This is a genomic window from Trichocoleus sp. AS-A1 (assembly GCF_039962015.1).
Taxonomy (GTDB): Bacteria; Cyanobacteriota; Cyanobacteriia; order Cyanobacteriales; family FACHB-T130; genus FACHB-T130.
Genome location: NZ_JAMPKG010000024.1, coordinates 39,565 through 62,046, shown reverse-complemented (window position 1 = coordinate 62,046; position 22,482 = coordinate 39,565). Strand labels below are relative to the sequence as shown.

At 46.5% G+C, this 22,482-nt stretch carries 22 protein-coding genes and 2 pseudogenes; 7 read left to right on the top strand and 17 right to left on the bottom strand.

Annotated features, from left to right (window positions below; all coding sequences use genetic code 11):
- Window positions 1-30: 30 nt before the first annotated feature.
- The 3 genes from NC994_RS18305 to NC994_RS18295 all read right to left on the bottom strand — a co-directional run bounded on the left by NC994_RS18305 (window position 31) and on the right by NC994_RS18295 (window position 3,128).
- On the bottom strand, window positions 31-489 hold the full coding sequence (locus NC994_RS18305) for an NADAR domain-containing protein (RefSeq protein WP_190435896.1): 459 nt from the start codon (window positions 487-489) through the stop codon (window positions 31-33).
- Window positions 490-922: 433 nt separating this feature from the next.
- On the bottom strand, window positions 923-1,765 hold the full coding sequence (locus NC994_RS18300) for a tetratricopeptide repeat protein (RefSeq protein WP_190411990.1): 843 nt from the start codon (window positions 1,763-1,765) through the stop codon (window positions 923-925).
- 229 nt (window positions 1,766-1,994) lie between these two features.
- The gene (locus NC994_RS18295) at window positions 1,995-3,128 is read right to left on the bottom strand and encodes a geranylgeranyl reductase family protein (protein WP_190435893.1); all 1,134 of its coding nucleotides are present in this window, start codon (window positions 3,126-3,128) and stop codon (window positions 1,995-1,997) included.
- 428 nt (window positions 3,129-3,556) lie between these two features.
- On the opposite strand from NC994_RS18295, the gene NC994_RS18290 reads away from it, so the two are divergent.
- Window positions 3,557-3,733 carry a family 2 glycosyl transferase gene (locus tag NC994_RS18290; protein ID WP_190411992.1) on the top strand — a complete coding sequence of 59 codons (177 nt, stop codon included), beginning with the start codon at window positions 3,557-3,559 and terminating at the stop codon, window positions 3,731-3,733.
- Window positions 3,734-3,818: 85 nt separating this feature from the next.
- Here the strand turns inward: NC994_RS18290 and frr are convergent, their stop codons facing one another.
- The 4 genes from frr to speB all read right to left on the bottom strand — a co-directional run bounded on the left by frr (window position 3,819) and on the right by speB (window position 6,745).
- Window positions 3,819-4,367 (bottom strand): ribosome recycling factor, encoded by a 549-nt coding sequence (gene frr, locus NC994_RS18285; protein WP_190411993.1) that lies wholly within the window; start codon window positions 4,365-4,367, stop codon window positions 3,819-3,821.
- Window positions 4,354-5,082 carry a UMP kinase gene (gene pyrH, locus NC994_RS18280; RefSeq protein ID WP_190435891.1) on the bottom strand — a complete coding sequence of 243 codons (729 nt, stop codon included), beginning with the start codon at window positions 5,080-5,082 and terminating at the stop codon, window positions 4,354-4,356. The genes frr and pyrH overlap by 14 nt, the downstream gene beginning before the upstream one ends.
- Window positions 5,083-5,200: 118 nt before the next feature.
- Window positions 5,201-5,758, bottom strand: coding sequence for a thioredoxin family protein (locus tag NC994_RS18275; protein ID WP_190411995.1), 558 nt, complete (start codon window positions 5,756-5,758; stop codon window positions 5,201-5,203).
- Between the two features lie 72 nt (window positions 5,759-5,830).
- Complete coding sequence (gene speB / locus NC994_RS18270) at window positions 5,831-6,745, bottom strand: agmatinase (RefSeq protein ID WP_190435888.1); 915 nt, start codon at window positions 6,743-6,745, stop codon at window positions 5,831-5,833.
- A gap of 353 nt (window positions 6,746-7,098) precedes the next feature.
- On the opposite strand from speB, the gene NC994_RS18265 reads away from it, so the two are divergent.
- A complete protein-coding gene (locus NC994_RS18265) occupies window positions 7,099-8,052 on the top strand; it encodes an alpha/beta fold hydrolase (RefSeq protein ID WP_190435984.1) in 954 nt (317 codons plus the stop codon).
- On the opposite strand, the gene NC994_RS18260 is transcribed toward NC994_RS18265, so the two are convergent.
- The 6 genes from NC994_RS18260 to NC994_RS18235 all read right to left on the bottom strand — a co-directional run bounded on the left by NC994_RS18260 (window position 8,039) and on the right by NC994_RS18235 (window position 14,576).
- A complete protein-coding gene (locus tag NC994_RS18260; RefSeq protein WP_190435886.1) occupies window positions 8,039-8,410 on the bottom strand; it encodes a hypothetical protein in 372 nt (123 codons plus the stop codon). The two genes, NC994_RS18265 and NC994_RS18260, sit on opposite strands and share 14 nt — an antisense overlap.
- Window positions 8,411-8,571: 161 nt before the next feature.
- Window positions 8,572-9,021: a hypothetical protein gene (locus NC994_RS18255; RefSeq protein ID WP_190429409.1), complete on the bottom strand. Its 450-nt coding sequence runs from the start codon at window positions 9,019-9,021 to the stop codon at window positions 8,572-8,574.
- Window positions 9,022-9,178: 157 nt separating this feature from the next.
- The gene (locus tag NC994_RS18250) at window positions 9,179-10,585 is read right to left on the bottom strand and encodes an LCP family protein (RefSeq protein ID WP_190435883.1); all 1,407 of its coding nucleotides are present in this window, start codon (window positions 10,583-10,585) and stop codon (window positions 9,179-9,181) included.
- 412 nt (window positions 10,586-10,997) lie between these two features.
- The gene (locus NC994_RS18245) at window positions 10,998-11,396 is read right to left on the bottom strand and encodes a hypothetical protein (RefSeq protein WP_190435880.1); all 399 of its coding nucleotides are present in this window, start codon (window positions 11,394-11,396) and stop codon (window positions 10,998-11,000) included.
- Complete coding sequence (locus tag NC994_RS18240) at window positions 11,393-12,673, bottom strand: serpin family protein (protein WP_190435982.1); 1,281 nt, start codon at window positions 12,671-12,673, stop codon at window positions 11,393-11,395. Before NC994_RS18240 ends, NC994_RS18245 begins: the two co-directional genes overlap by 4 nt.
- 289 nt (window positions 12,674-12,962) lie before the next feature.
- A complete protein-coding gene (locus tag NC994_RS18235) occupies window positions 12,963-14,576 on the bottom strand; it encodes a S8 family serine peptidase (protein ID WP_190435979.1) in 1,614 nt (537 codons plus the stop codon).
- A 202-nt stretch (window positions 14,577-14,778) separates the two neighbouring features.
- On the opposite strand from NC994_RS18235, the gene rpe reads away from it, so the two are divergent.
- Window positions 14,779-15,486, top strand: coding sequence for a ribulose-phosphate 3-epimerase (gene rpe, locus NC994_RS18230; protein ID WP_190414261.1), 708 nt, complete (start codon window positions 14,779-14,781; stop codon window positions 15,484-15,486).
- Window positions 15,487-16,057: 571 nt separating this feature from the next.
- Window positions 16,058-16,948: pseudogene (locus NC994_RS18225) on the top strand (WD40 repeat domain-containing protein); the annotation flags it as partial.
- A gap of 367 nt (window positions 16,949-17,315) precedes the next feature.
- On the opposite strand, the gene NC994_RS18220 reads toward NC994_RS18225, so the two are convergent.
- From NC994_RS18220 to NC994_RS18210, 3 genes are all read right to left on the bottom strand, one after another.
- The gene (locus tag NC994_RS18220) at window positions 17,316-17,840 is read right to left on the bottom strand and encodes a hypothetical protein (protein ID WP_190414265.1); all 525 of its coding nucleotides are present in this window, start codon (window positions 17,838-17,840) and stop codon (window positions 17,316-17,318) included.
- A gap of 147 nt (window positions 17,841-17,987) precedes the next feature.
- Window positions 17,988-18,440 (bottom strand): hypothetical protein, encoded by a 453-nt coding sequence (locus tag NC994_RS18215; protein ID WP_190414267.1) that lies wholly within the window; start codon window positions 18,438-18,440, stop codon window positions 17,988-17,990.
- Between the two features lie 130 nt (window positions 18,441-18,570).
- Window positions 18,571-18,759 carry a CsbD family protein gene (locus NC994_RS18210; RefSeq protein WP_190414269.1) on the bottom strand — a complete coding sequence of 63 codons (189 nt, stop codon included), beginning with the start codon at window positions 18,757-18,759 and terminating at the stop codon, window positions 18,571-18,573.
- A gap of 733 nt (window positions 18,760-19,492) precedes the next feature.
- Here NC994_RS18210 and uvrB point away from each other — a divergent pair.
- Window positions 19,493-21,490 carry an excinuclease ABC subunit UvrB gene (gene uvrB / locus NC994_RS18205; protein ID WP_190435877.1) on the top strand — a complete coding sequence of 666 codons (1,998 nt, stop codon included), beginning with the start codon at window positions 19,493-19,495 and terminating at the stop codon, window positions 21,488-21,490.
- A gap of 77 nt (window positions 21,491-21,567) precedes the next feature.
- Here the strand turns inward: uvrB and NC994_RS18200 are convergent, their stop codons facing one another.
- Window positions 21,568-21,711 carry a hypothetical protein gene (locus tag NC994_RS18200; RefSeq protein ID WP_190435874.1) on the bottom strand — a complete coding sequence of 48 codons (144 nt, stop codon included), beginning with the start codon at window positions 21,709-21,711 and terminating at the stop codon, window positions 21,568-21,570.
- A gap of 8 nt (window positions 21,712-21,719) precedes the next feature.
- Here NC994_RS18200 and NC994_RS18195 point away from each other — a divergent pair.
- Both NC994_RS18195 and NC994_RS18190 read left to right on the top strand, forming a co-directional pair.
- Window positions 21,720-21,881, top strand: a pseudogene (locus tag NC994_RS18195) (Uma2 family endonuclease); the annotation flags it as partial.
- A gap of 360 nt (window positions 21,882-22,241) precedes the next feature.
- The gene (locus NC994_RS18190; RefSeq protein ID WP_190428899.1) at window positions 22,242-22,403 is read left to right on the top strand and encodes a hypothetical protein; all 162 of its coding nucleotides are present in this window, start codon (window positions 22,242-22,244) and stop codon (window positions 22,401-22,403) included.
- Window positions 22,404-22,482: the final 79 nt, after the last annotated feature.

Sequence of the window (22,482 nt, the reverse complement as noted above, 5' to 3'; positions counted from 1 at the left end):
CTAAATATATAAATTCACAAAGGAGTAACGCTACTTTTTTCCTAACCGTTGCCGGATTTCTTGACGGACACTCATCAGGATTTTTCCCAAATGATTTTGTCCAGTTTTTTCTACACCGCAACCCCAGTAATAATCAGTGGGAGAATCCTCCACGATTGGGCGATCGCCGGTCGAAAGCAAAATGGATTGAATCTCTAGGTGAGTTAGAAACTTGATTAGCACGGCTTCGCGCATAATTTGGGTTTTCACTTGTTCCCAGTCCGGACGGATGCGGCGGGTGCGATCGCGTCCCAGTGTCGCGGCTTCCATTGGCGTCTTCGCGCTAGCGATCGCTGGGATTAACGCTCCATCCTCGGTGCCAACAAATTTTTGCGCTTGATAATAATGCTCCACCGTCATCCAATCTTGACCCAGCAGATAAATGTTATGAGGAGAAAAGTTGGAAAAACATCCGTAGGGATCTTCAAATTTATAAAAGTAAATCGTCATGTCGAAACTATAAAAGTGCTTGTCCCAGTTCTACCATGCTTGTTGCTGCAAGGGATGCAGTCGAGTAGGCGACTTTCAGCCGCTCGAGTATTCAGCATTATCAAAGTTGAGGATGGTAAGTACCTGTTGCCAACATCCCAACCCAGCTTTGGGTCTGTCTCCCCAATATGGTTCGGTGAAAATTATTGTTTGTTGGGTGGAGAAACGAAATCCAACAAATGCGGACTTTGGTATTTTTCGCCCTAACCAAACCGTATTCAGTGTTTCCCTGGGGCTAGTTGCCTGGTTACAGAACTTTCAGAAAACCTTATCGCTCAACCATTATAGGGGCACAGCATTGCCGTGCCCCTACTTTTTAAATCAACAATCGTGCCCCTACTCCTGGGAGTAAAAACTCTATCCTCTTTTCAGGGAACGGGAGTGTTAAAACTGGTTACTGTTTCCCTAAAGCCTTTAATCCCTGATCGATCTGGTCAGCTTGCTGAGTTTGACCTTGCTCTTTAAACAAGTCTCTGGCTTTTTTCATCGCTTCGATTGACTCAGACTTCTTACCTTGTTGATTTAGAGCTACCCCTAGACCAAAGTAAGCAGGTGCTGCTTTCGGAGCAATTTCGGTGGTCTTTTTGAGAGCTGCTACTCCCTCATTTAACTTTCCTTGTTTGACCAAGGCAACCCCTAAGAAATAGTGTGCATCTGCACTTTTCGGGTCAATTTCAATTGCCTTCTTGAAAGCCTCAGTCGCTTCGGGTAATTTACTGTCACCTTGGGCACCTAAAGCAACTCCCAAATCATTGTAAGATCTGGCATTTTTCGGGTCAATTTCAATTGACTTTTTGAAGTTAGCAGCTGCTTCAGGTAATTTGCCTTGATTGACCTGAATAAATCCTAAGTCATTATAGGATTTGGCATTTTTCGGGTCAATTTCAATTGCCTTTTTAAAAGTAGCAGATGCTTCTTCCAGTTTCTTTTCTTGAACCTGAACAAATCCTAATTTATGATATAGCTCTATATTTTTAGGACTATTTGCAATTGCCTTTTGAAAAGCATCACTGGCTTCAGGAAATTTCTTTTGGTTGACCAGAATAGTTCCTAACTTATTGTAACTTTCTGCATCCTTGGGATTAATCTCAACGGCTTTGTTGTAGTCAGCGATCGCTTCGTTTAATTTGCCTTGTTGAGCTAGAGTATTCCCTGAGTCAACATACTTTTTAGCGTCAGCCTCTGATTTTTGACAACCTAGCGTCAGGAAGCTTAAGCATCCCGCTGCTAAAATCATCAGCCCGAACCTGGATAACTTTGCAGTCCTAGAAGACATAACCTAGCAAGTTTCTGGATGAAAGCCCCAATATAACACATGAGGAAATTGCACCACTGACGATTTAAAAGGGGGTTGCACTCTCAAAAATTTAATTTTGTAGAGTGAGGAATACCTACCAAATCTTATCTGGGTGGGCTTTTGCCCACCCGAAAGAAGTCAACCCTTACTAACTAAATGCTCAATCGTTTTACCCACCCATTCCCGGTATCATGCTCTTACTGAGGCGCTTAATAGCACTCTCTGCCACTTCAGAGTAACGACTCTCTCCGCACAGAATCTTGCCCATGCGCTCAGTGGCACCAGGGCGCTTAACACCGACTCGATAAGCAATCCCAGGAAATCTGTAAAACACTCCTGCTAAGCGTTGTGCCCACTGCATATCCGATCCCCATTCTTCGGCGATCGTGCTGGTATATCTTTCCAGAGCATTGCCATCCCCGGAGAGTGATTTGTCAATCGCTTCCGCTGCCTTCAAGCCGCTAAACATTGAGGGACGAATTCCCTCAGCAGTAAACGGATCGACGACACAGGCGGCTTCTCCGGCTAAAACTGCATTTTGCGTATGCAGCCTTTGATTGCCATCCCATAGAGAAAGGGGATGACCATATTGCTTGCTCTGATTGACCTCTACGCCGAAAGATTTGGCGTACTCAGCCAAAATTTTCTTAAAGTCTTGGGGTTCACCGCCGATGAACGTGCCAACGCCGATAGAATATCCGTCTGCTTTAGGAAAGTTCCAAATATAGCCATTTTTGACCATCCCAAATTCAAAATGAATCTTTTGTTGGTTGGTATTTTGGGCGGGTATTTCTGCTTCTAAGGCTCCAGCCAGACGCCGTTTGCGCTCTTTGAAGTCTAACCACTTAGCCATTGGCCCTTTGGCTCCGTCTGCGGCAATCAGATAGCGACCTTCAACGGGTCCATTGGCGGTGTTGACTTGCCAGCGATCGCTCTTAAACTCAATCCCCGTTACTTCAGTGTTGTCTCGCAGTTCTGCGCCTTGTTGCTGCGCCTGCTGCATCAGGAAGTTGTCGAAAACGTCTCGCCTTACCATCCAAATCGGTTGTCCTGTTTCCAGCCCTACTTCCACTGGATCGCCCATTTTCCAGGTGTAGCGGAGTGATTTGAGTTTTAAGGAAATCGCTGGAGAAAAATCAAAATCAAACCACTCTTGTATCGCTGGTGATACTCCACCCCCACACGGTTTGTAACGCGGCATTGCGTCTTTTTCTAAGACTAAAACCGAACGTCCTCCCTTAGCTAGATGATAAGCTGCGGTTCCACCTGCTGGGCCAGCACCGACAATAATGCAGTCAAACATCGTGTTAATTTTTGCTTCTGAACACACTTGCAATTTAAGCTTGTTAAGCGAAGAATTTACATCCTCACGCTTGACACTCACTGGTAATTAAGCTTAATTGCTTTCCCTACCAGCTAGCTATTTGCGTAATTATGCTTATCTCGGTAAAACGTATACAATTTCAGGCTTTCAGGATTTTTAAGATAAATATTATTCGCCTTGATTTAGATTTTCTCTTGACTTCTAGAAGACAAACCGTGTTTTCCAGTACGTAGTCGTTCAGCTTTTTCTTCCAGACAACTAGAGAGCGCGATCGCGATATTTATTCAATTCATCAATTTTACTGAGTGCAAAGTTTATATAAAGCTTATAGGATAGGTTCATGAAAGTTTTATAAAGTCGCTGACCGACTATTTGGTGTTTCTACTATTTTCATAAGGGGAAAAGCGATGTTCTGGGAATTACGCATCCAATACGCCAACGGCAACGAGAAAGTTTTACGCACCTGCAAAAATCGAGAAACAGCCCTGCGGTACATCGATGCGATCTACTCCCAGGGCTATCCTATGCACGTTGCTTTCCTGGTTCGCCCTGCTTTAGATGGACAAGCGCTTCAACCTGCCTAGTATCCGTTTTTAGCCTTTTGTCCTGAGTCCTTAGCTCTAGCGCGATCGCTTTTGACGAGCGACCCATGACGAGTGACTAATGATTTTAAACGGTCGTGATATCTTTTTCTTTCTCGGCTAACAGCTCATCAACCTTGGCAACGTACTTGTCAGTTAGCTTTTGAATTTTTTCCTGCAAGTCTCGCGCTTCATCCTCAGAGATTTCACTATTTTTTTCTTGCTTGCGAATTGAGTCTACGGCGTCGCGGCGGATATTGCGAACAGAAACTCTTCCTTCTTCAGCATACTTGGCAGCGATTTTCGCCAGTTCTTTACGACGCTCGGTCGTTAGGGGTGGAATATTCAATCGAATCACCGAGCCATCATTGCTCGGAGTTAAACCGACATCTGATAAAGAAATCGCTTTTTCAATCAGGTTCATGCTGCCGCGGTCAAACGGCTGAATGGTAATCGTACTAGAATCTGGTGTATTAATACTTGCCAGAGATTTTAGAGGGGTTGGGGAACCATAGTATTCCACCGACACCCGGTCGAGGAGAGAGGCGTTTGCCCGTCCCGTCCGAATCGTATTAAAAGACCGTTGAGTTGCCTCAATTGTCTTTTGCATATGATTTTCAACATCAGCTAATTTCACAAGATCCTCCTACAATTGTTCCCACCGCTTCTCCCGTAACGGCGCGGTGGATATTGCCCCGCACCGAGAGGTCGAACACAACGATGGGGATGTTGTTGTCTTTGCACAGGGCGATCGCGGTACTATCCATCACCCGCAGATCGTGAGTGAGGACGTGTCCGTAGGTCAGGCTCTGATAGCGACGCGCCCCTGGGTTGAGATGGGGATCTGAATCATAGATCCCGTCTACTTTGGTTGCTTTAAAAATTACATTCGCATCAATTTCCGCCGCTCGCAAGGCAGCGGTCGTATCAGTGGTGAAGAAGGGGTTTCCCGATCCAGCCCCAAAAATTACGACCCGTCCTTTTTCTAAGTGGCGAATGGCGCGACGCCGGATGTAAGGCTCCGCTACTTCCTGCATGGCGATCGCTGTTTGGACTCGTGTCGGTACTCCGATTTGCTCCAAGGAGTCTTGCAAGGTCATCGCATTCATCACCGTTGCAATCATCCCGATGTAGTCGGCTGTCGCCCGATCCATGCCAGCCGAAGCTGCCTTGACACCGCGAAAGATATTGCCGCCACCGACGACAATTGCCATCTGAATGCCACTTGCCACGACATCTGCGACTTCCTGCGCGATTTCCTGAACCACCATTGGATCGATTCCATAGCCCAGGTTGCCCATTAAAGCTTCACCGCTCAGCTTTAGTAAAACCCGCCGATAAGTTATCTCCATGCCCAGACTATTGTCTCACTCAAAATACCTCCACCATAAGATAACAGTAGAGGAGTAAGTTTTGTGATATTATCCGCAAATTCAGTTACTAAAGTGTGGAAAGCCTTGAGACTACGTGTTAAGGACGCCAGTTTATCGGGGTGCCTACCGCCTCAGTTGAGGCGGTTGTAATCGCCGTTTTTCCTTGCAGTAAAGAAGCGATCGCATCCCGTAAATAATGCACCTTCACCGCTGCTGGATCTTGGGAATTATCATCAATTCGTCCCCTGTAGCGGAGTATCCCAGAATTATCTAATAAGAAAACCTCTGGCGTTGTCTGTCCCCCAAAGCAACGAGCGACATCCTGTGTGGTATCTCTCAGATAAGGAAAATTTAGACCGTGAGTTGCTACCAAATTTTGCATATTCTCGAAGCTGTCTTCAGGCGACTGAACCGCATCATTGGCGTTGATGCCAATCAGGGTAAATCCCTGGCTTTGGAACTCGCTTTGAATCTGGATTAGCCGACCCATATAGGACTGCACGTATGGGCAATGATTGCACATAAAAACAACGCCCACAGCTCGATACTTTTCTAAATACCGAGCCAGGTGGTGGACTTGATTATCGATTCCCGGTAATTCAAAATCTGGAGCATAACTACCAATAGGAGTGCCGGTCTTTTCCATTACACTCATTTACTTATCCCTGGGTAATTACAACAAAGTACGAGGGGGCTACAGTCGTAAAGAACAAAGCAATTACGGTCTCTATTTGCCTTGGGAGAACGCCTGATAACCGATTAGTTTGTAGACTAATTTTGCAGCAGTAAATTCTGATACTACGGAATCTACAATCGGTGCCAATTCCATAACATCACAACCAATCACTTCGTGATTTTGAAACACTTGCCGCAAAAAAGAGAGTAGGGAGTACCAATTTAATCCACCGGGTTCTGGGGTGCCGACGCCAGGTATCAGGGTGGGGTCAATCCCGTCGAGGTCAATGGTGAGGAAAACGCGTCTGGTGGGGATACTTGCGATCGCCCTTTCCATCCAATCCGGTTGCGTCGCAATTTCTCTCGCCCGGAACACCGTCAAATTTTTCTCTTTGATCAAGTCAGCTTCTTCTTTGCAAATGGCGCGGATGCCGATTTGCACAGTTGGCAATCCCATTTCCACAATCCGCCGCATCACGCAAGCATGGTTGTGAATCGAGCCTTCGTACTCATAGCGCAAATCGCCGTGAGCATCTATTTGCACGACCGTAAAGGGTTCATCGGGGTAGGCTTTTCGGTATGCCTCTACAAGACCAGTTGTAATGCTGTGTTCGCCACCCAGACCAATAACAAACTTGCCGTCAGCTATCATCTGAGATACCGTTTCGCGGGTAACTTGCAGCATTTCCTCGGATGAAACTGAACGACCGTTGCGGGTGTCTGCAATCGATTCAGCCGTATAAATTCCAATGTCTTTGCCAGTTTCCCAATCTAGCTCCTCATCATAATATTCCACCTGCCCAGAGGCTTCTAGAATCGCATCTGGCCCATTTTCGCAGCCATTTCGATACGTTGTCGTCGCCTCATAAGGAATCGGCAAAATCACCACTCGCGCGGCATCGTAGGTAGAAGCTAAATCAGGACCAAGGAATGGCAGAACAGAAGTAGGAGTTTGCACCGTAGTCATCACCAACTAAATTTCATGAGGGAGTCACCAATCTAGATACTGACATACTCCCCGCTTTGAGTGCTACGCACAGATGAAAAACTAAGGTTTTGAAATTGGAAATTGAAAATTGGAATTCTCCGTGTCACTTTCCGCTTCTTGTGAGAGTCTTCACCTGTGTACCAGGCTTATCTACACTTGGCATCAGAGTTTTTACGGGATTTTCGATTCAGTTGCTCAAAATTATTGGAATTAGTGTTTTCCAGAGTTGAAGAATTGTAAAATTAGGAAAGCATAAGTCTACCCGTGGCGTTGAGAGCGCATTCAAGGTGCGACGGGATAGAAATCAAAGAGATGCGATCGCTATCTATCCCATGACTCCATCTTCCTCCACCACTCCAACTGCACCTACGGCTGCCCATATCGTCACGAAAACTTGGACTTGGCAAGGTTTTCCCATCTGCTACCAGACTCAGGGAACTCAAGGGCCAGCGGTTGTTCTGGTACATGGATTTGGGGCATCTTGGGGACACTGGCGCAAAAACATTCCAGTTCTGGCTCAAAATTGCCGTGTCTATGCCATTGACTTAATTGGCTTTGGTGGTTCCGCGAAACCCACGCCAGGGGGCAAGATTTCCTACACCTTTGAAACTTGGGGACAGCAACTCGCTGATTTTTGCCGCGAGGTGGTAGGAAGCTCGGTTTTTTTAGTCGGAAATTCCATCGGCTGTATTGTGGCAATGCAAGCAGCAGTCGATCATCCAGATATTGTCTTGGGAACTGCCCTCATTAACTGTTCTCTGCGGCTGCTGCACGACCGCAAACGCGCCCAGTTGCCCTGGTATCGCAGTTTTGGCGCACCTATCGTTCAACGACTGCTGGCAGTTAAATGGATTGGCAAATTCTTCTTTAGCCAACTTGCCAAGCCGAAGGTGGTACGGAAGGTTCTCCTGCAAGCCTACAAGCATCCTGAAGCGGTGACAGACGAACTGGTGGATATGCTCATGGCACCGGCTTTTGATGAGGGAGCTGTGGACGTTTTTGTCGCCTTTACCCGCTATTCTCAAGGGCCGCTGCCGGAAGACCTGCTGCCCCTTTTGCCCTGCCCGACCATCATTCTCTGGGGAACGGAAGATCCTTGGGAACCGATAGAACTGGGGCGAGAGTTTGCCAATTACCCCAAAATTGAGAAGTTTATTCCCATCGAAGGTGTCGGGCATTGTCCCCAGGATGAAGCGCCTGAGTTAGTTAACCCAATTTTGCAGGATTGGATATTGCAGCATTCAGCCACATTAGCCACAGAATTGACTTCTCTTAAGGAGACTTGACAGAGAAAGACCAGCGATATGATTTCGTTTTGCCATCTAGAGTCCGAAAACGAACTTCAGCGTGATGAGTCCCTGACTCAGAGAAATTGGGAGTGTAACCTATTTCGAGGTGGCTAATAGGCCAGTCGCGGGTGTTGCCAATCCGAGACTGGCTTGTAACATCTACCCCATCAACAAACAACTGCACCGATCTAGGATCGGCCTGTTCCCCTAATTTAAAGCTCAATGCAGCGGCGACATACTGTACATAAGTCTGTGTTGACTCTTCGGGGGGAAACACCTGCAACAGCTGGGCAGGTCGAGGCGCTGAAGATGCCATCAACAGAAGACTCAATAAGGTTCCTGAAAGCTGATTCATCAGAAAACTACCTGGAACGACACAAGTCGAGGATGGCACAAAACTCTAAAAGTAGCCTTGTAAAAAGGGGCTGAAAAATTTACCGACCCGCAGACTCTAGAATCATCTGAAAATACTTAGAAGTGCTGGAATTGTGGCATCAGTGCTGCACCTTTATCAACTTAATAGTGCGCCCATATTTTTCGCAATGGACATCCCAGTGTTTGCTCTAGCAAGTGAAGCTGGCTCTTGTCAAGGTCAGTGTTAGGGTGGCGTGCTTCTAAGATAAAACGAGCGAAACCAGCGGGACACTCATACCGCAAGTCATTTAACGAACAGACAATACCGCAACAAGGCACGATAACCATCAGATCGTTGAATCTTGTGCCGTATGCGGTGTCCATAGCTTGTTGCCACCAGAGAGTTTCCAGGTGGGATAAACAGACAGGACATAAGATTTGTTCCAAGTTGCTGCCTGGGTCAACAAATTCCACGTCATCTGTGACTCTGAGATACACCCGATCTGCTTGCGGGACAAAAGACTTGAGCAATTGCAAGGTCATTTGTTGCGCTGCGGTATTGGGTACAAGCTGTGGAGCCGTTGGAATCAATCTCAGGAAGTCAACAGACATCTAAGCGATCGCCCTCGGCACTTCTAAGCAGCCACTAAATACTACAAAAATCCCCTGTTTGGGAATTGGTAGCTGAGAAAAAGTTTTAAGTTTTGAATTTTAAATTAAAGAACTCTCTTCAACTCAAAACTCAAAACTCTCATTACCAATCACCCATTTAAAAAGAGTCCCGACTAGCACTCCGCTTAAGCCAGTCCTGACCCAGCTGAATCGTCACATCCGAAACCAGGTTGCCAGTGCTTTCAACCCGCACTTCCCCGAATCCTAGCGAACGGTAGATGGCTTTGGCACTATTTCCATCTCCCTGTTGAGCCACTACGTGCGTTACCCGCAACGGTTCGGGCCACGGGTCGTCAACGTAGACATTCCGGTAGCCAGCATTCCTTAGCGTGTTGATTAAAGATTGGACAGCCTTCATATCACCTGTACTATCTTGAATCGCTACCCGGATATACGCTGGGTCAGTTGCTTCACCACCGTCCAATCCCTGGTCAAAATGCTGCGCCATCATCGTCTGGATGCGGCGGCGATTTGGCACCCAGTAACTCACCTCATGATGCCCACTGCCACTAAAGTCACCCGGTACCATTAACATTTGCACTTGGGAACGGTCGGTCTTGACACCATAGCCAACCAGGGCTAACAACTCCTCAACCGTCAAGTTGGTGTCAATATGCGACTGAATAACCGAAAGAATCTTCGGCATTCTCGCTAAAGTGGTTGGATTCAGTGCTTGCTCCATCAGTGCCCGCATTACCATTTGCTGCCGCTGAATCCGACCGATGTCGCCATACTTGTCATAGCGGAAGCGCAGCAATTGCAGCACTTGATTACCATTGAGATGTTGTTTTCCTGCTTTCAGGTTGATGTACAGGTGCTGGCTCTCATCTCGATATTTCATATCCCTGGGGACATAGACGGTAACGCCACCCAAGGCGTCCACCAGCTTTTCTACCCCCTGAACGTTTATTCGGATGTAGCGATCGATTCCCACGCCGCTGAGGAGTTCGCTGGTTGCCTTAGCACTGAGGGCTGGTCCCCCCTCAAGATTCGCTGCATTAATCTTGGTAACGCCGACGCCCTCAACAAAGGTGCGGGTATCCCGTGGGATTGATAAAGCCGCGATTTTTTGCGCCTCCGGGTCAAACCGCAGCAAGAGCATGGTATCTGATAGACCCTCGAAGGAGTTTACCAGCGCGTGGTATCCCAGATTTTTCGTTTCAGGAGGAGGGTTATCCAGGTCGGAGGAGATGACCTTGATTCCCATGACTAAGATATTTACCGGGCGGGTCAGTTCTGGCAATCGCATACTGGTGCGGGAAATGCGATCGCCATCAAACACCGCAGCTTCTTCCGGACTTAGCTGGCTTTGCAGCAACGGCGTACTGGAAAAAGACACGGCTAACAAAGCTCCCGCAGTTGCTGACAGCATTGCCACCCCAGTCAAGCCCAACCCAAGCCAAAGCCAGTTCACCTGGTTTCGTTTTTGAACAGGCCTTTTCTTGATGGGTTGATTGGATGTTTGCCCCCACGGGCGTTTTTCAGGAATTTTTCGGGCTGACACTGGCTTCCTCACACACGCAAAAAAGATAACACGAATTTGTGTTCAAGGTAGGGGCGCGGAATCTGGCAATCTGGAGCTGGGACGTTTATTTCTAACAAAATCCGTCCTTAAGAAGGATTGCACTAGAACACTCATAGCAGTTTTTCTACCGATTTACTGCAAAATCAGGCAAACACTGGCAAGAGTTTAACCTCATTTCGATAGAGATGCGTAGGCTAGAGGGAGAACCAGCTATCAAGTGCATAGGCTGAATCTTCATTCGACCTTCCCCATTCCTTACTTTTGTTCAAGGAAAGCATCCGGATACAAATGGGTTGCGCTCGTAACTCCGGTTGCTTTCTTTGAAAAAATACTGTGCGCCTACAACCTTTCTTGCCTCGTCCCAAGCTGAGGCGAACTAATACACGCTCGTTTAGGACAAGTGTTTGCGAACGGCTCCCTCCGCAAGCCCGCTAACACCCGGAATACGTACAGACTTCCGTTGCCACAGACGCACCATCAACCATAAGCTGACCAAAAAATAACCCGATGTCAATAGACCATTGATAAATAACAAACGCAAGGTTAAAGTTTCTGAAGCTTGTGCAACTCCAGCCCCCAATAAACCGTATGCCAACAGCCAACCGAGCGCCAGCGTTACCGATAGCCTACTCACAGTTTGTTGTTGCCGGTCGCTATCACGTCGGTATAACGTCCAGAGGGCTGGGAAAAAGCCAACTACAGGAATCAAATAGATAAACAGTTGGTAAAGTGGGGTTTCCAACCCGTCCCTCTTGATGTCTTGATTTTCAAACGGGTCAATGTCTTTCATTTTGGTTCCACAATAGACCCCATAAATAGAACGGTTCCAGTTTGATTATCTCGAATACAAGCGAAAAACGGGCGGTTAACAATCATCTCGAAGGGTTCCTCTGGGATCGGTGCAGATGTTGTCATTACTCCGACGGCAGTGACTGCGGCTGCTTCGGTTCCTGCTTCGTTCACTTCCACAAAGGTTTTGTGCTTGACTTGATTGAGCTGGAGTGGGATAGAACTCATCTGAGTAAAATTAGCATTTGAGTCGAAAGCTACTTCCATACCCAGCGCTTTGAGAGCGTCGTTGAGTTCTATGTCGTAGTCCATTTTGAAGCGAGGCATCTGGATGAATCCCGGTTTCGTTTTGAATTGAGTCATCCATTCCTCCCAGTTTTCAGTATTTAGCTGCTGGTAAAAATTTGTAAGTTTAAAATTTTCTTTTGGCAGAAAAACATATAAGCTAAGTTTTCCTTTTCCGTAGGGTAAGCTAATAGCTTGAAACTGGTCGTTTTCGTAGTATTTATATTTATCCCTTTGAGACATCATTGGGTGTTGTTTTTGAGTTCCATCGGAAAGATAAAATGGTTCAGTTGTTGTTTGCTTCTGGTCAAATTTCTTTTTCCAAGTTCCTTTGAAGTAAAGAGCGTTGATTAGAAATAACACTTGATCGGGTGGAATTTCGTTGACAATTGAATTGATTTTACCGCGAGTATTTTGTTTTACCCAATTATTGATTTCAGATGGAGCGTTTGGGTTTGTAAAGTCTAAATCTGCAATTTTCGCCTGATAAAATTGCCTATTTTTTTGAAGAAAATCTGGGTTAAAAGAGACGCCTTTCTTTGCCCAAAGAGAGTTGGCAATGGTGAGTTGCACTTGGGGGTCTGGATTTTCTAAGAGCGTTTTCAAGGCGTCATTGGATTGATTGACTTCCTGTAGATTTAATCCTTGCAATTCCAGGGTTTTTGCCATTGCTTGTTGAGTATCGCCGCTAGCACCGTTGTAGGTCATCGAGAGTGCGATCGCTACACTAGAAGGCGAGACAAAAATATTCTTGCCGCTGTCCTTTTTTAAAATTTCCTGGAATAGTTTGAACCCAAATTTTGTATTCGCCGCAACCAGTCTCGAATCCACGGTTTTCTTCTGGCGCTGACTGATGGTAGGAGAGGTTCCAGGCTGCCTGGGTTCGCCCATTGCAGCCTGCGGATTTTTGACCATCGACCATCCCAGTAAACCGAATAGGATGATACTGACTGATGCGATCGCTACCATTAAACTGAACATTGGTCGCTTCATATAGCTGTTTATATTGCCGTAACATTTCTTTTCTAGAATGACGGCTAACAGCCAGGGACGTTCCACTGGTTACGGTTTTGGCAACTGATACCAATTTACTATTTTGATGTCACATTTGCGATCGCCCCAACTCCCCTTCAAAAGGGGGGTAATAGACGTATTTGTGGCAGACATAAAGTGAAATGGTATGAACCGGATTGAAGAAGGTTTAAGGAGCGTGTCTATAGAAGGCGCGCTCTTTTGTTAAACGCACCTCTATATTCTTCAATCTCAAATCGCGATTCTATGTTTAATTTTTCCCTTTGAGTAGCTCTTTCGCCGGTACCGTCCACCAAGCTAAGGCATAAGCTTGAGTATTTTCATTGAATTTCTGACGATATTGAACGCGAATTTTGTAGCGACCCGTGGCAGGAATTTCCTGAAAAATGTGTTCTACACTATCAACATCGCTTTCCGAAGACCAGATACTCTTGCTGATATCATTATCTTCAGCTCGCATCAGGTAGATATCGAGATTGTTTAAGCCGCGATCGCTAAAACTTTCCCCGACATCAAACTGCTTGTTGTTATTTTGATCTTGTAACTCCACGCGCCTATCCCAGGCGAGCGTAATCGAGGCAAAACTCCCTTGCTGCAATGGTTGGTTCAAGACATAATCCTGAAATGCAGACTCCTTCACTGTGCGGTAATCCCAACCGACCAACGGCACCGGCTTTTCAGAATTCCACTGACCGGGACTAAATTGCTGGTAAGCCCGAAAAGTATTCATCTGTCCGGTACCCATTTGGAAGTCTAATGGGATTTTTCGGTCTTTGTAAGCATCGGAGGCTAACCAGTCGCGGTTATCTTTGGTCAAAATTGTGCGACTCATCGCTTGGCGCAGTCCATCACCAGTGTCTTTGATTTTTTCTGCGGAGTTCAGCAGCACAGCTTTCATAACTTCATGACGACGGGCGTCTGGAGTCCAGTTGGGCTGTTGTGTTCGCAGCTGGCGATCGCTATATTCTTGTAATAACGCGACAGATGCGGTGACATGGGGAGCCGCAAAACTCGTTCCCGTAACCCGACTTTCCTTACCCTTAATATCTAATACCTCGATCTGGCTACCGGGTGCTACTAAACTAATCGAGCGACGGGGGCCAACATTAATTTCCCGGTCAAGCAGACGCTTCGCAATGCCGATAGGCGCAGCGCTCAAGTTGGCAAAATCTACTTTCGTAAAAATTCCCTCGCGGCGCGTTGTATAAGCAACATTGACGCCATTATAGTTATCGGTGGGAATCGGAATCCCGCCAGTCCCTTGATTCCCCGCTACTACATAAAGCGAGTCGTGGACGCGAGCAGACCAGTCAATACACTGGGTTAACAGAGCGTTGCCATCCAGAATCGGGTTCGGTCGAGAATCTCGCTCCAGAGACTCTCCAAAACTAAAGTTAATTGCCCGAACATCGCCCCCATTTTGCATTGCCACATACTGCGTGGATAAGCACTCTTCCGGTTGACCTGTTTTTTGCGGTGCGCCAACCGCTGAAGCATAAAGTCGTGCCTGCGGTGCCACTCCGGGGAAACCTTTATCCGAGCTAATCATCACGCTTGCTACCATTGCTGCGTGCCCATCAACATTACTATCAGCTTTGGCTGGGGCATCTCGATAAAAGACTCGGATCAAGGAGAAGGCTCGATTTCGGGAAACCGCTTTATCCAAACCAAATTGTCCCGGTCTTCCAATCTCCACTTGACCGATAGCAATCTTACGACCCAATAAGTTATAAGGAGCAGCGTGTAGCCTTTGGGCATCAATGCCCGCTTCTCCCAGTGATGAGGTTTCGTTAGCCAGAGAGGAAGGAGCGGTTAACGCGGTAATTCCCAGCCCCCAAACAAGCCATGTTAGTTTTTTAAAAATCTGCTGGTGAGCCACGCAAGCTTCTCCACTGAAGTTTTGAAGGTTGAAGGTTGAAGGTTGAAAATCTTAGTTTCAAGGTTGAAGGTTAGAGATTGAAGGTTAAATTCACACTTCATCGTTCATACTTCATACTTTTTTAAGGCTTGCCACGTCTTTTGTTAAACTGAATACCAGACGAGGACGCAAGAGAGTATAAATAACCATGACCCAAACGCCATCCCAGAAGCCGATTGTTATCGCTCCATCAATCCTATCAGCTGACTTCAGTCGATTGGGAGAGGAAATTCAGGCGGTGGATGCCGCCGGTGCAGATTGGATTCACGTTGATGTGATGGATGGTCGCTTTGTTCCGAATATTACAATTGGTCCGCTGATTGTAGAAGCGATTCGTCCTGTTACCCAAAAGCCGCTGGATGTCCACTTGATGATTGTGGAACCAGAAAAGTATGTGGCAGATTTTGCGAAGGCGGGGGCAGATCATATCTACGTTCATGCGGAACACAATGCTTCACCGCATCTGCACCGGACTCTAGGACAAATCAAGGAACTGGGTAAAAAGGCGGGTGTTGTTCTCAATCCTTCTACTCCTTTGGATTTGATTGAGTATGTGCTGGAGATTTGCGATCTGGTATTAATTATGAGCGTTAACCCCGGTTTCGGCGGTCAAAGTTTTATCCCAGAGATGGTGCCGAAAATCCGGAAGTTGCGTCAAATGTGCGATGAACGCGGTCTTGACCCTTGGATTGAAGTGGATGGCGGACTAAAAGTAGATAATACCTGGCAGGTTTTGGAAGCAGGAGCGAATGCAATTGTTGCTGGTTCTGCTGTGTTTAAGGCGAAGGATTATGCACAGGCAATTGAAGGGATTCGCAATAGTAAGCGTCCTTCACCAGAATTAGCGACTGTGTAGAAAGAATTTAATAATTTGCCTGTAGAGACGCGATGAATCGCATCTCTACTAAATGAAAAAAGCCTGCGATCGCAGGCTTTTTTGTTGTTAGATGCACAAGGCGATCGCATTCTCTCCCTGTATGCCAAAAGGTATCTTGTAAGTTAAGACAGAGGTGATGACAATCAATCCCTGCTCATCGTAATTTTAGGTGAAGCTAATGCCACGCAGTGAAGACGAATTACCGGATTTCAAGGCTGCGGTCGAGAACCTTACACAACAGATTACTAATCCCCAAAGCTTTGTAGTTTCGTTACAGAGGGACAGTGCCGACATCAGCGAGTTCCACACCAAAATGGCTCATGTGGCTGATGCGCTTGAGAGTCGGTTGGGTAAGATGGAAATCAACATTCTAGGTGCAGCCCGTGACGAAATGGGTAATTGGGCTGATAGGCTTGAGAGTCGGCTGGATAATATGGAAAAAAATATCATCCGCGAGGTCGGCGATCTGCGTACCACAGTAACGGAAGTCAATAACAAACTTGATGAACTAATTGCCAAGTTAGACAAATGGCTGGAGCCGCCTAAAACTTGGCAATGCGTACAAATGCTCAGTCATTCCAATTCTGTTAATTTCGTCGCCTTTAGCCCGGACGGACAGATACTCGCTAGTACTAGTTGGGACTACGACAATCACACTATCAAACTGTGGCATCCAGGTACAGGGGAAGAAATCCGCACTCTCACAGCTCATTCCAGGCGGGTTCATCCCATCGCCTTTAGCCCGGATGGGCAGATACTTGCTAGTGGCAGTTGGGACAACACTATCAAAATTTGGCAACCGGGTACGGGCGAACAAATCTGTACTCTCACAGGTCATTCCAACGCGGTTAGTTCCGTCGCCTTTAGCCCGGATGGGCAGATTCTCGCTAGTGGCAGTGGGGACAACACTATCAAACTGTAGCAACTTAGTACGGGCAAAGAAATTTGCACCCTTACTAGTCATTCCATCGGGGTTAGTTCCGTCGCCTTTAGCCCGGATGGGCAGATTCTCGCTAGTGGCAATTGGGACAACACTATCAAAATTTGGCAACCGGGTACAGGGGAAGAAATTCGCACTCTTACAGCTCATTCCAAGGGTGTTAATTCCGTCGCCTTTAGCCCGGATGGGCAGATTCTCGCTAGTGGCAGTGAGGACAACACTATCAAACTGTGGCAACCTAGTACGGGCAAAGAAATTTGCACCCTCACTAGTCATTCCAACGGGGTTAGTTCCGTCGCCTTTAGCCCGGATGGGCAGATTCTCGCTAGTGGCAGTTGGGACAAAACTATCAAAATTTGGCAACCGGGTACGGGCAAACAAATCTCTACTCTCACAGGTCATTCCAACGGGGTTAGTTCCGTCGCCTTTAGCCCGGATGGGCAGCTACTTGCTAGTGGCAGTGGGGACAACACTATCAAAATTTGGCGGTTATCTTCTTAAAAAGGACAATTTAATTTATAGAATCTCAAGGAATTAACAAAAGTGAGCGTTAAGCTACATCCCCACGCTTAGGCAACATTAATTGAGCGCGGTGCAACAAAGGCAGAATTTATTGCCATTGTTGAAAGTGGTGCAACCTTTCCTGCCTAATAGGAGCGCACAGGATTTAGGCGTAACTTTCCCTTTAATGCTGAGTGGCGGGAAAAATTTTATATGAATGTAAAAGTCTAAGAATTGACCGTCCAGCTAACATCTAGTCAAAACCTTGAATTGCTTAAAGTGCTAAGTTTTCAAACTGAAAAAAGCGCTCCAATCAACTTGGAGCGCTTTTTTTCAAGTACCTCTTACTGTCTAACAGTAACGGGTTTTAGTGCCTGCGACCGCCGAGCCACTTAGCTGCCATGATGCCAAATACAGCGGCAACCACTGGATTGCTCAGAAACTTCATGATAGCTGGTTTGTCAGCTAATACATCTTGGAAGATGTCAGGATGAGTGTGATAGGTAAAGGTAGCCAGTTTGCTGACATCATCTGCACTCATGCGGCTGGGGTGATGCGTGGAGAGACTTAATTGTTGCTCCAACTGGCGGTCATTGAGTCCTCTTTCCTTTAACCGCTTGAAGAACTCCCGCGCCACATCATCCCGTTCGCTGGGTTGAATTTGCGCGATCGCTTTTTGGAGTTCTGGCTCCATCTGGCTGACGGGAATACTGTCTGGATGTAGAGACTTCCCAAACAGTTGACGGCGTTCGTCTCTAGAAGAACGTTGAGCAAAGTCATCAAAATTTTGATAATCGCTGCTAGGATCGCTTGGAGCGTCCTGCATCATTTCGGAGTCACCACCAGCCAAATCATTCATGATTTGACGCTTATATTGTTCGCTGCTGGTCATTTTCTTATCTCCTGATTCAAAAGCTGAAAGAAAAGATCGTAAATTCTGGGTAGAGACGGGATTCACCCTATCTCTACAAATACACCTTCTAAAGTAGTTAAAGCTAGATGAGCTGCCCCAGCTTTCACCGATTTCCTCTTAGTTAAACTAAGCGCCCTGATATTGAATTTGTTTTGACTGCTCATCATATTTGGCTGTCAAAATCAGTTTTTTATCTGGCGCGTACATCAAAATGGTTAAATCTTGGTTGGGGAAATTCTTGTGAAATCCTTGGGCTAAAGAGCTTGCTAAACTTTTGACTTCATTAGGACGGACTTGCGGCGTAATGACAACTCCCAATTTGTTGTTATCACGGACGTAGGCATCCTTGACTAATCCTTTCGCTGTCTGGACTACCCAGTTACCAAATTCTTGACCGGCGGCAGTGCTACCCCGTTCCAACTGTTGATATGCGACAATGCTGTTAGCACCGCTACTCGCACCCGGTAGAGCTTTCGGTTGAGTTGCTTGGCTGGCTCCACTACAAGCTGTAGCTGTAGAGAGGAACAGAACCAAGACTAAAGCCGTAAAAATTTTCCGAAATTGCTGAAGAAAATTCACCTCAGTCTCCTATTAAACTTGTCTTTACAAGACAGAATCAGGGTGTTGCCTGTCTGTGGTATTGGCTGCATTAAATAAGGGAGAAGGTCTAGATGAATCTTTTCAGTAGCTAGACCTCCAAAGTCAAGTATTAGGCGTTATCAACCAAATCTTTTGCCTTATCTTTCACATCTTCTTTGGTGTGACTTACTTGGGCTTCAGCTTGCTTGGCTTTTCCTTCAGCTTTATCTTCTGGATCGCCAGTTATATTGCCGAGCGCTTCTTGGGCTTTGCCTTCGATATTTTTGCCGGTTGCTTTAGCTCTATCTTCAACGCTCATTTTTTTCTCCTAATCTTTCAAACAGTTTTTATTTTAGAAGATGCGTTAAATTTGCTTTATTGCCGCAGTCTTCTTTTGCTTCTATGTATTCAATGTATCTAGTTTTGTTTACATAGCCTTCTGCCCCCAGACAGAAAAAATGGGGATCGCTATTATTACTCTTTACCTATGCTCAAAGAATGAGCATTTCCTACGGCTAAAGGTAGATGATAATTTAAAAAACTTCTTAATTTTTACAATAGGAAATCTTGTCACGGCTAAAAACGTGGGATTATTATCCCATTCATAAGTTCCCTTCAACAGCTCTCTCGAACCTTTGCAGTAAAAGCGCCCCTGCGCTAGAAACAAGCGGCTTCCCAAAGTTGCAGAGGGAGTGCTAATCAAGTAAATGGGGAGAAGTAATTTAGTCCCAAGTGCAACTAAAATGCGATCGCTAAAAACTTGGATGACACAATCTCATTTGCAAGCAATGTTGAAGCCGATAAACGAATCAGCGATCGCTTTACCGCTTGAATACAAAAAATAAGAATTGTCAATATTTATTAAAATAATTATGCTGTTGGCGATGAACGTGCATGGCAGTGACAAGTTAGGATTTATTTCTGGCGATCGCTTAGATGAGCAAGGCATAGAAGAGGGCAAATGGCTAGGATGAGAGAGAAGAGAGATGTGGTAATCTGCCGACCAAGCTCCAGGCACGAAAAACAATTTTCTTAAAGCTTCTTAAAACTGTATGACGCAATTTTGTCTGCAAGCTCCCTTTCAACCGACGGGCGATCAGCCGAATGCGATCGCGCAACTCACGAAAGGCGTAAAAAAAGGCGATCGCTTTCAAACCCTACTGGGAGCGACGGGAACGGGCAAGACATTCTCAGTAGCAGCCGTTATTGAGAATGTCGGCAGACCCACGCTGGTATTGGCGCACAACAAAACGCTCGCTGCTCAATTGTGTAACGAATTGCGGGAGTTCTTTCCCCCAAATGCGGTGGAGTATTTCGTCAGTTACTACGACTACTATCAGCCAGAAGCGTATATTCCCGTCACCGACACATATATCGAGAAAAGTGCTGCAATTAACGACGAAATTGATATGTTGCGACACTCCGCCACGCGATCGCTTTTTGAGCGGCGCGATGTCATTGTCGTGGCTTCCATTAGCTGTATTTATGGTTTGGGAATTCCCTCGGAATATCTCAAAGCCGCGATTCCCTTAAAGATGGGGCGAGAAGTGAATCAACGCGAGTTGCTACGAGATTTAGCTTCCGTGCAGTATAGCCGCAACGATGTAGAAATGGGGCGGGGAAAGTTCCGAGTTCGGGGCGATGTGCTGGAAATTGGCCCTGCTTATGAAGATCGGATTATTCGCGTAGAATTTTTTGGAGATGAAATTGACGCTATTCGTTACGTTGACCCCGTAACCGGCGAAATTCTTCAGAGTATGGACGCCGTAAATGTGTACCCAGCGCGTCACTTTGTCACCCCAGAAGATAGGCTAGAAGCAGCTTGCAACGACATTGAACAGGAACTCAAAGATCGGCTCGAAGAATTAGAAAAAGCCGGGAAATTACTAGAGGCGCAACGACTCGATCAGCGCACTCGCTACGATTTGGAAATGTTGCGGGAAGTCGGATATTGCAACGGCGTTGAGAACTACTCCCGACATCTAGCAGGACGGCGTGCGGGAGAACCTCCAGAGTCCCTGATTGATTATTTTCCTAAAGATTGGCTATTGGTGGTGGATGAATCTCACGTTAGCGTCCCGCAAATTCGGGGGATGTACAATGGCGACCAAGCACGAAAAAAAGTGCTGATCGAGCATGGTTTTCGCCTCCCCAGTGCTGCTGATAACCGTCCTCTGAAGTCAGAGGAGTTCTGGGAGAAGGTGAATCAGTGTATTTTTGTTTCTGCAACTCCCGGTAACTGGGAGATAGAACAGTCAGAGGAGCGAATTGTACAACAGGTGATCCGTCCGACTGGCGTACTCGATCCAGAAATTTTTGTACGTCCCACGGAAGGACAAATTGACGACTTGTTAGGTGAGATTAAAGACAGGATTGACAAGCGAGAACGGGTGCTAGTTACTACCTTAACTAAGCGCATGGCGGAGGATTTGACAGAATATTTACAAGAACGAGGAATTCGAGTCCGCTATCTGCACTCAGAGATTAACTCGATTGAGCGAATTGAAATCTTGCAAGAGTTGCGCGAGGGCAATTTCGATGTGCTAATTGGGGTTAACTTGCTGCGAGAAGGGTTGGATTTGCCGGAAGTTTCTCTGGTGGCGATTTTAGATGCAGATAAAGAGGGTTTCTTACGCGCAGAGCGATCGCTCATTCAAACCATTGGCCGCGCCGCTCGTCACATCCGGGGACAAGCGATCCTCTATGCTGATAATCTCACCGATAGCATGATCAAAGCGATTGACGAAACCGACCGGCGGCGGGGTATTCAGATGGCATATAACAAAATGCACAACATTACACCCCAGCCGATTATCAAAAAAGTCAATAACTCAATTTTGGCTTACCTAGATGTTTCGCGGCGGCTGAATTCTCAACAGTTGGAAGAAATTTACGAACAGGCGGACGATTTGCCTTTAGAGAATATTCCAGAGTTGATTACCCAACTGGAAGCGCAAATGAAGGAAGCAGCAAAGAATTTGCAGTTTGAAGAGGCTGCAAAATACCGCGATCGCATTAAGCATCTACGAGACAAATTACTCGGTCATTAAAAACGCTTAAGCGCCTCTCTTTTCTTACTTTGCGTCCTTCGCGTCTAAGCGCTTCGCGCAGGCTTCGCCAACGCGGTTCAAAAATTCAACAGCGATCGCACTTTGACTGGAAAAACAGGGTGAAGAGCGATCGCATCCATACACCAATCAGCCATCTGAAAGCCAAGTTGAGCAATCTTCATAATTGAGTTCACCGACTCAGGCATCACCCGTGCAGCCATCCTAAGCCATCACCAACGGCGTTGGCTTAGGATGGCTGATTGATCCCAAGACGAAGCAGATAGAAATTTACCGTTTAGGGCAAGATGTAGAGGTGTTGGAGTTTCCTTTAACTCTATCTGGCGAGGATGTGCTACCTGGATTTGAGTTGGATTTGAATGAGGTATGGTGAAAGCTGATTTTTGGTAAGCGATCGCATCCAACCCGAATGGGATTCACTGCTAGAACATTGCTACACAGATGCCAATTCTCGGTACGAGCGGCACCACCTCATTAGTTCCGCATATTCCGGAAGGGCGCTAGATAAGGCATACCAAGGATTTCTGGAAAATTTAGCAAGCGCAATTTTTTGTCATCCCAGCTAATCCCCTCATCCAGAAATCATGCTCTCAAGGAAAATAAACCTTACCCTAAATTTCTACCTTTTGATTGTGGTGAATGGTACTGGCGATATCCGTACAATGTTGGCGATCGCTGTCTGAAACTTCACTGCCGTCAATGCAGTTAAACTTTATAAGAGGCGACTCTTACTTTGTCGTGCCCATCTCATAACCCCAACGTTCAGGGTGCCACGAGAAAACCTAGCGTCCCTGGCGGCTCGTGGAGCGTCAATCTGGCTTTGAATCGTCAAATGTCGATTTTTCTCCGGCATCTACCCACAGCCGAGTCATCTCCCCGCGTCATCAGCGGCTGACGACGATCTTCCAGATTAGGCAGTGCTGAAACCAGAAAAATTAAATTTGCATCTGCATCTTCGATCTTGTTTGCAAAGG

Coding starts and splice junctions, on each gene's coding strand:
- NC994_RS18305 (WP_190435896.1), bottom strand. CDS start 489: ATGACGATTTACTTTTATAAATTTGAAGATCCCTACGGATGTTTTTCC.
- NC994_RS18300 (WP_190411990.1), bottom strand. CDS start 1,765: ATGATTTTAGCAGCGGGATGCTTAAGCTTCCTGACGCTAGGTTGTCAA.
- NC994_RS18295 (WP_190435893.1), bottom strand. CDS start 3,128: ATGTTTGACTGCATTATTGTCGGTGCTGGCCCAGCAGGTGGAACCGCA.
- NC994_RS18290 (WP_190411992.1), top strand. CDS start 3,557: ATGTTCTGGGAATTACGCATCCAATACGCCAACGGCAACGAGAAAGTT.
- pyrH (WP_190435891.1), bottom strand. CDS start 5,082: ATGGAGATAACTTATCGGCGGGTTTTACTAAAGCTGAGCGGTGAAGCT.
- NC994_RS18275 (WP_190411995.1), bottom strand. CDS start 5,758: ATGAGTGTAATGGAAAAGACCGGCACTCCTATTGGTAGTTATGCTCCA.
- speB (WP_190435888.1), bottom strand. CDS start 6,745: ATGACTACGGTGCAAACTCCTACTTCTGTTCTGCCATTCCTTGGTCCT.
- NC994_RS18265 (WP_190435984.1), top strand. CDS start 7,099: ATGACTCCATCTTCCTCCACCACTCCAACTGCACCTACGGCTGCCCAT.
- NC994_RS18260 (WP_190435886.1), bottom strand. CDS start 8,410: ATGAATCAGCTTTCAGGAACCTTATTGAGTCTTCTGTTGATGGCATCT.
- NC994_RS18255 (WP_190429409.1), bottom strand. CDS start 9,021: ATGTCTGTTGACTTCCTGAGATTGATTCCAACGGCTCCACAGCTTGTA.
- NC994_RS18245 (WP_190435880.1), bottom strand. CDS start 11,396: ATGAAAGACATTGACCCGTTTGAAAATCAAGACATCAAGAGGGACGGG.
- NC994_RS18240 (WP_190435982.1), bottom strand. CDS start 12,673: ATGAAGCGACCAATGTTCAGTTTAATGGTAGCGATCGCATCAGTCAGT.
- rpe (WP_190414261.1), top strand. CDS start 14,779: ATGACCCAAACGCCATCCCAGAAGCCGATTGTTATCGCTCCATCAATC.
- NC994_RS18220 (WP_190414265.1), bottom strand. CDS start 17,840: ATGACCAGCAGCGAACAATATAAGCGTCAAATCATGAATGATTTGGCT.
- NC994_RS18210 (WP_190414269.1), bottom strand. CDS start 18,759: ATGAGCGTTGAAGATAGAGCTAAAGCAACCGGCAAAAATATCGAAGGC.
- uvrB (WP_190435877.1), top strand. CDS start 19,493: ATGACGCAATTTTGTCTGCAAGCTCCCTTTCAACCGACGGGCGATCAG.
- NC994_RS18200 (WP_190435874.1), bottom strand. CDS start 21,711: ATGGCTGCACGGGTGATGCCTGAGTCGGTGAACTCAATTATGAAGATT.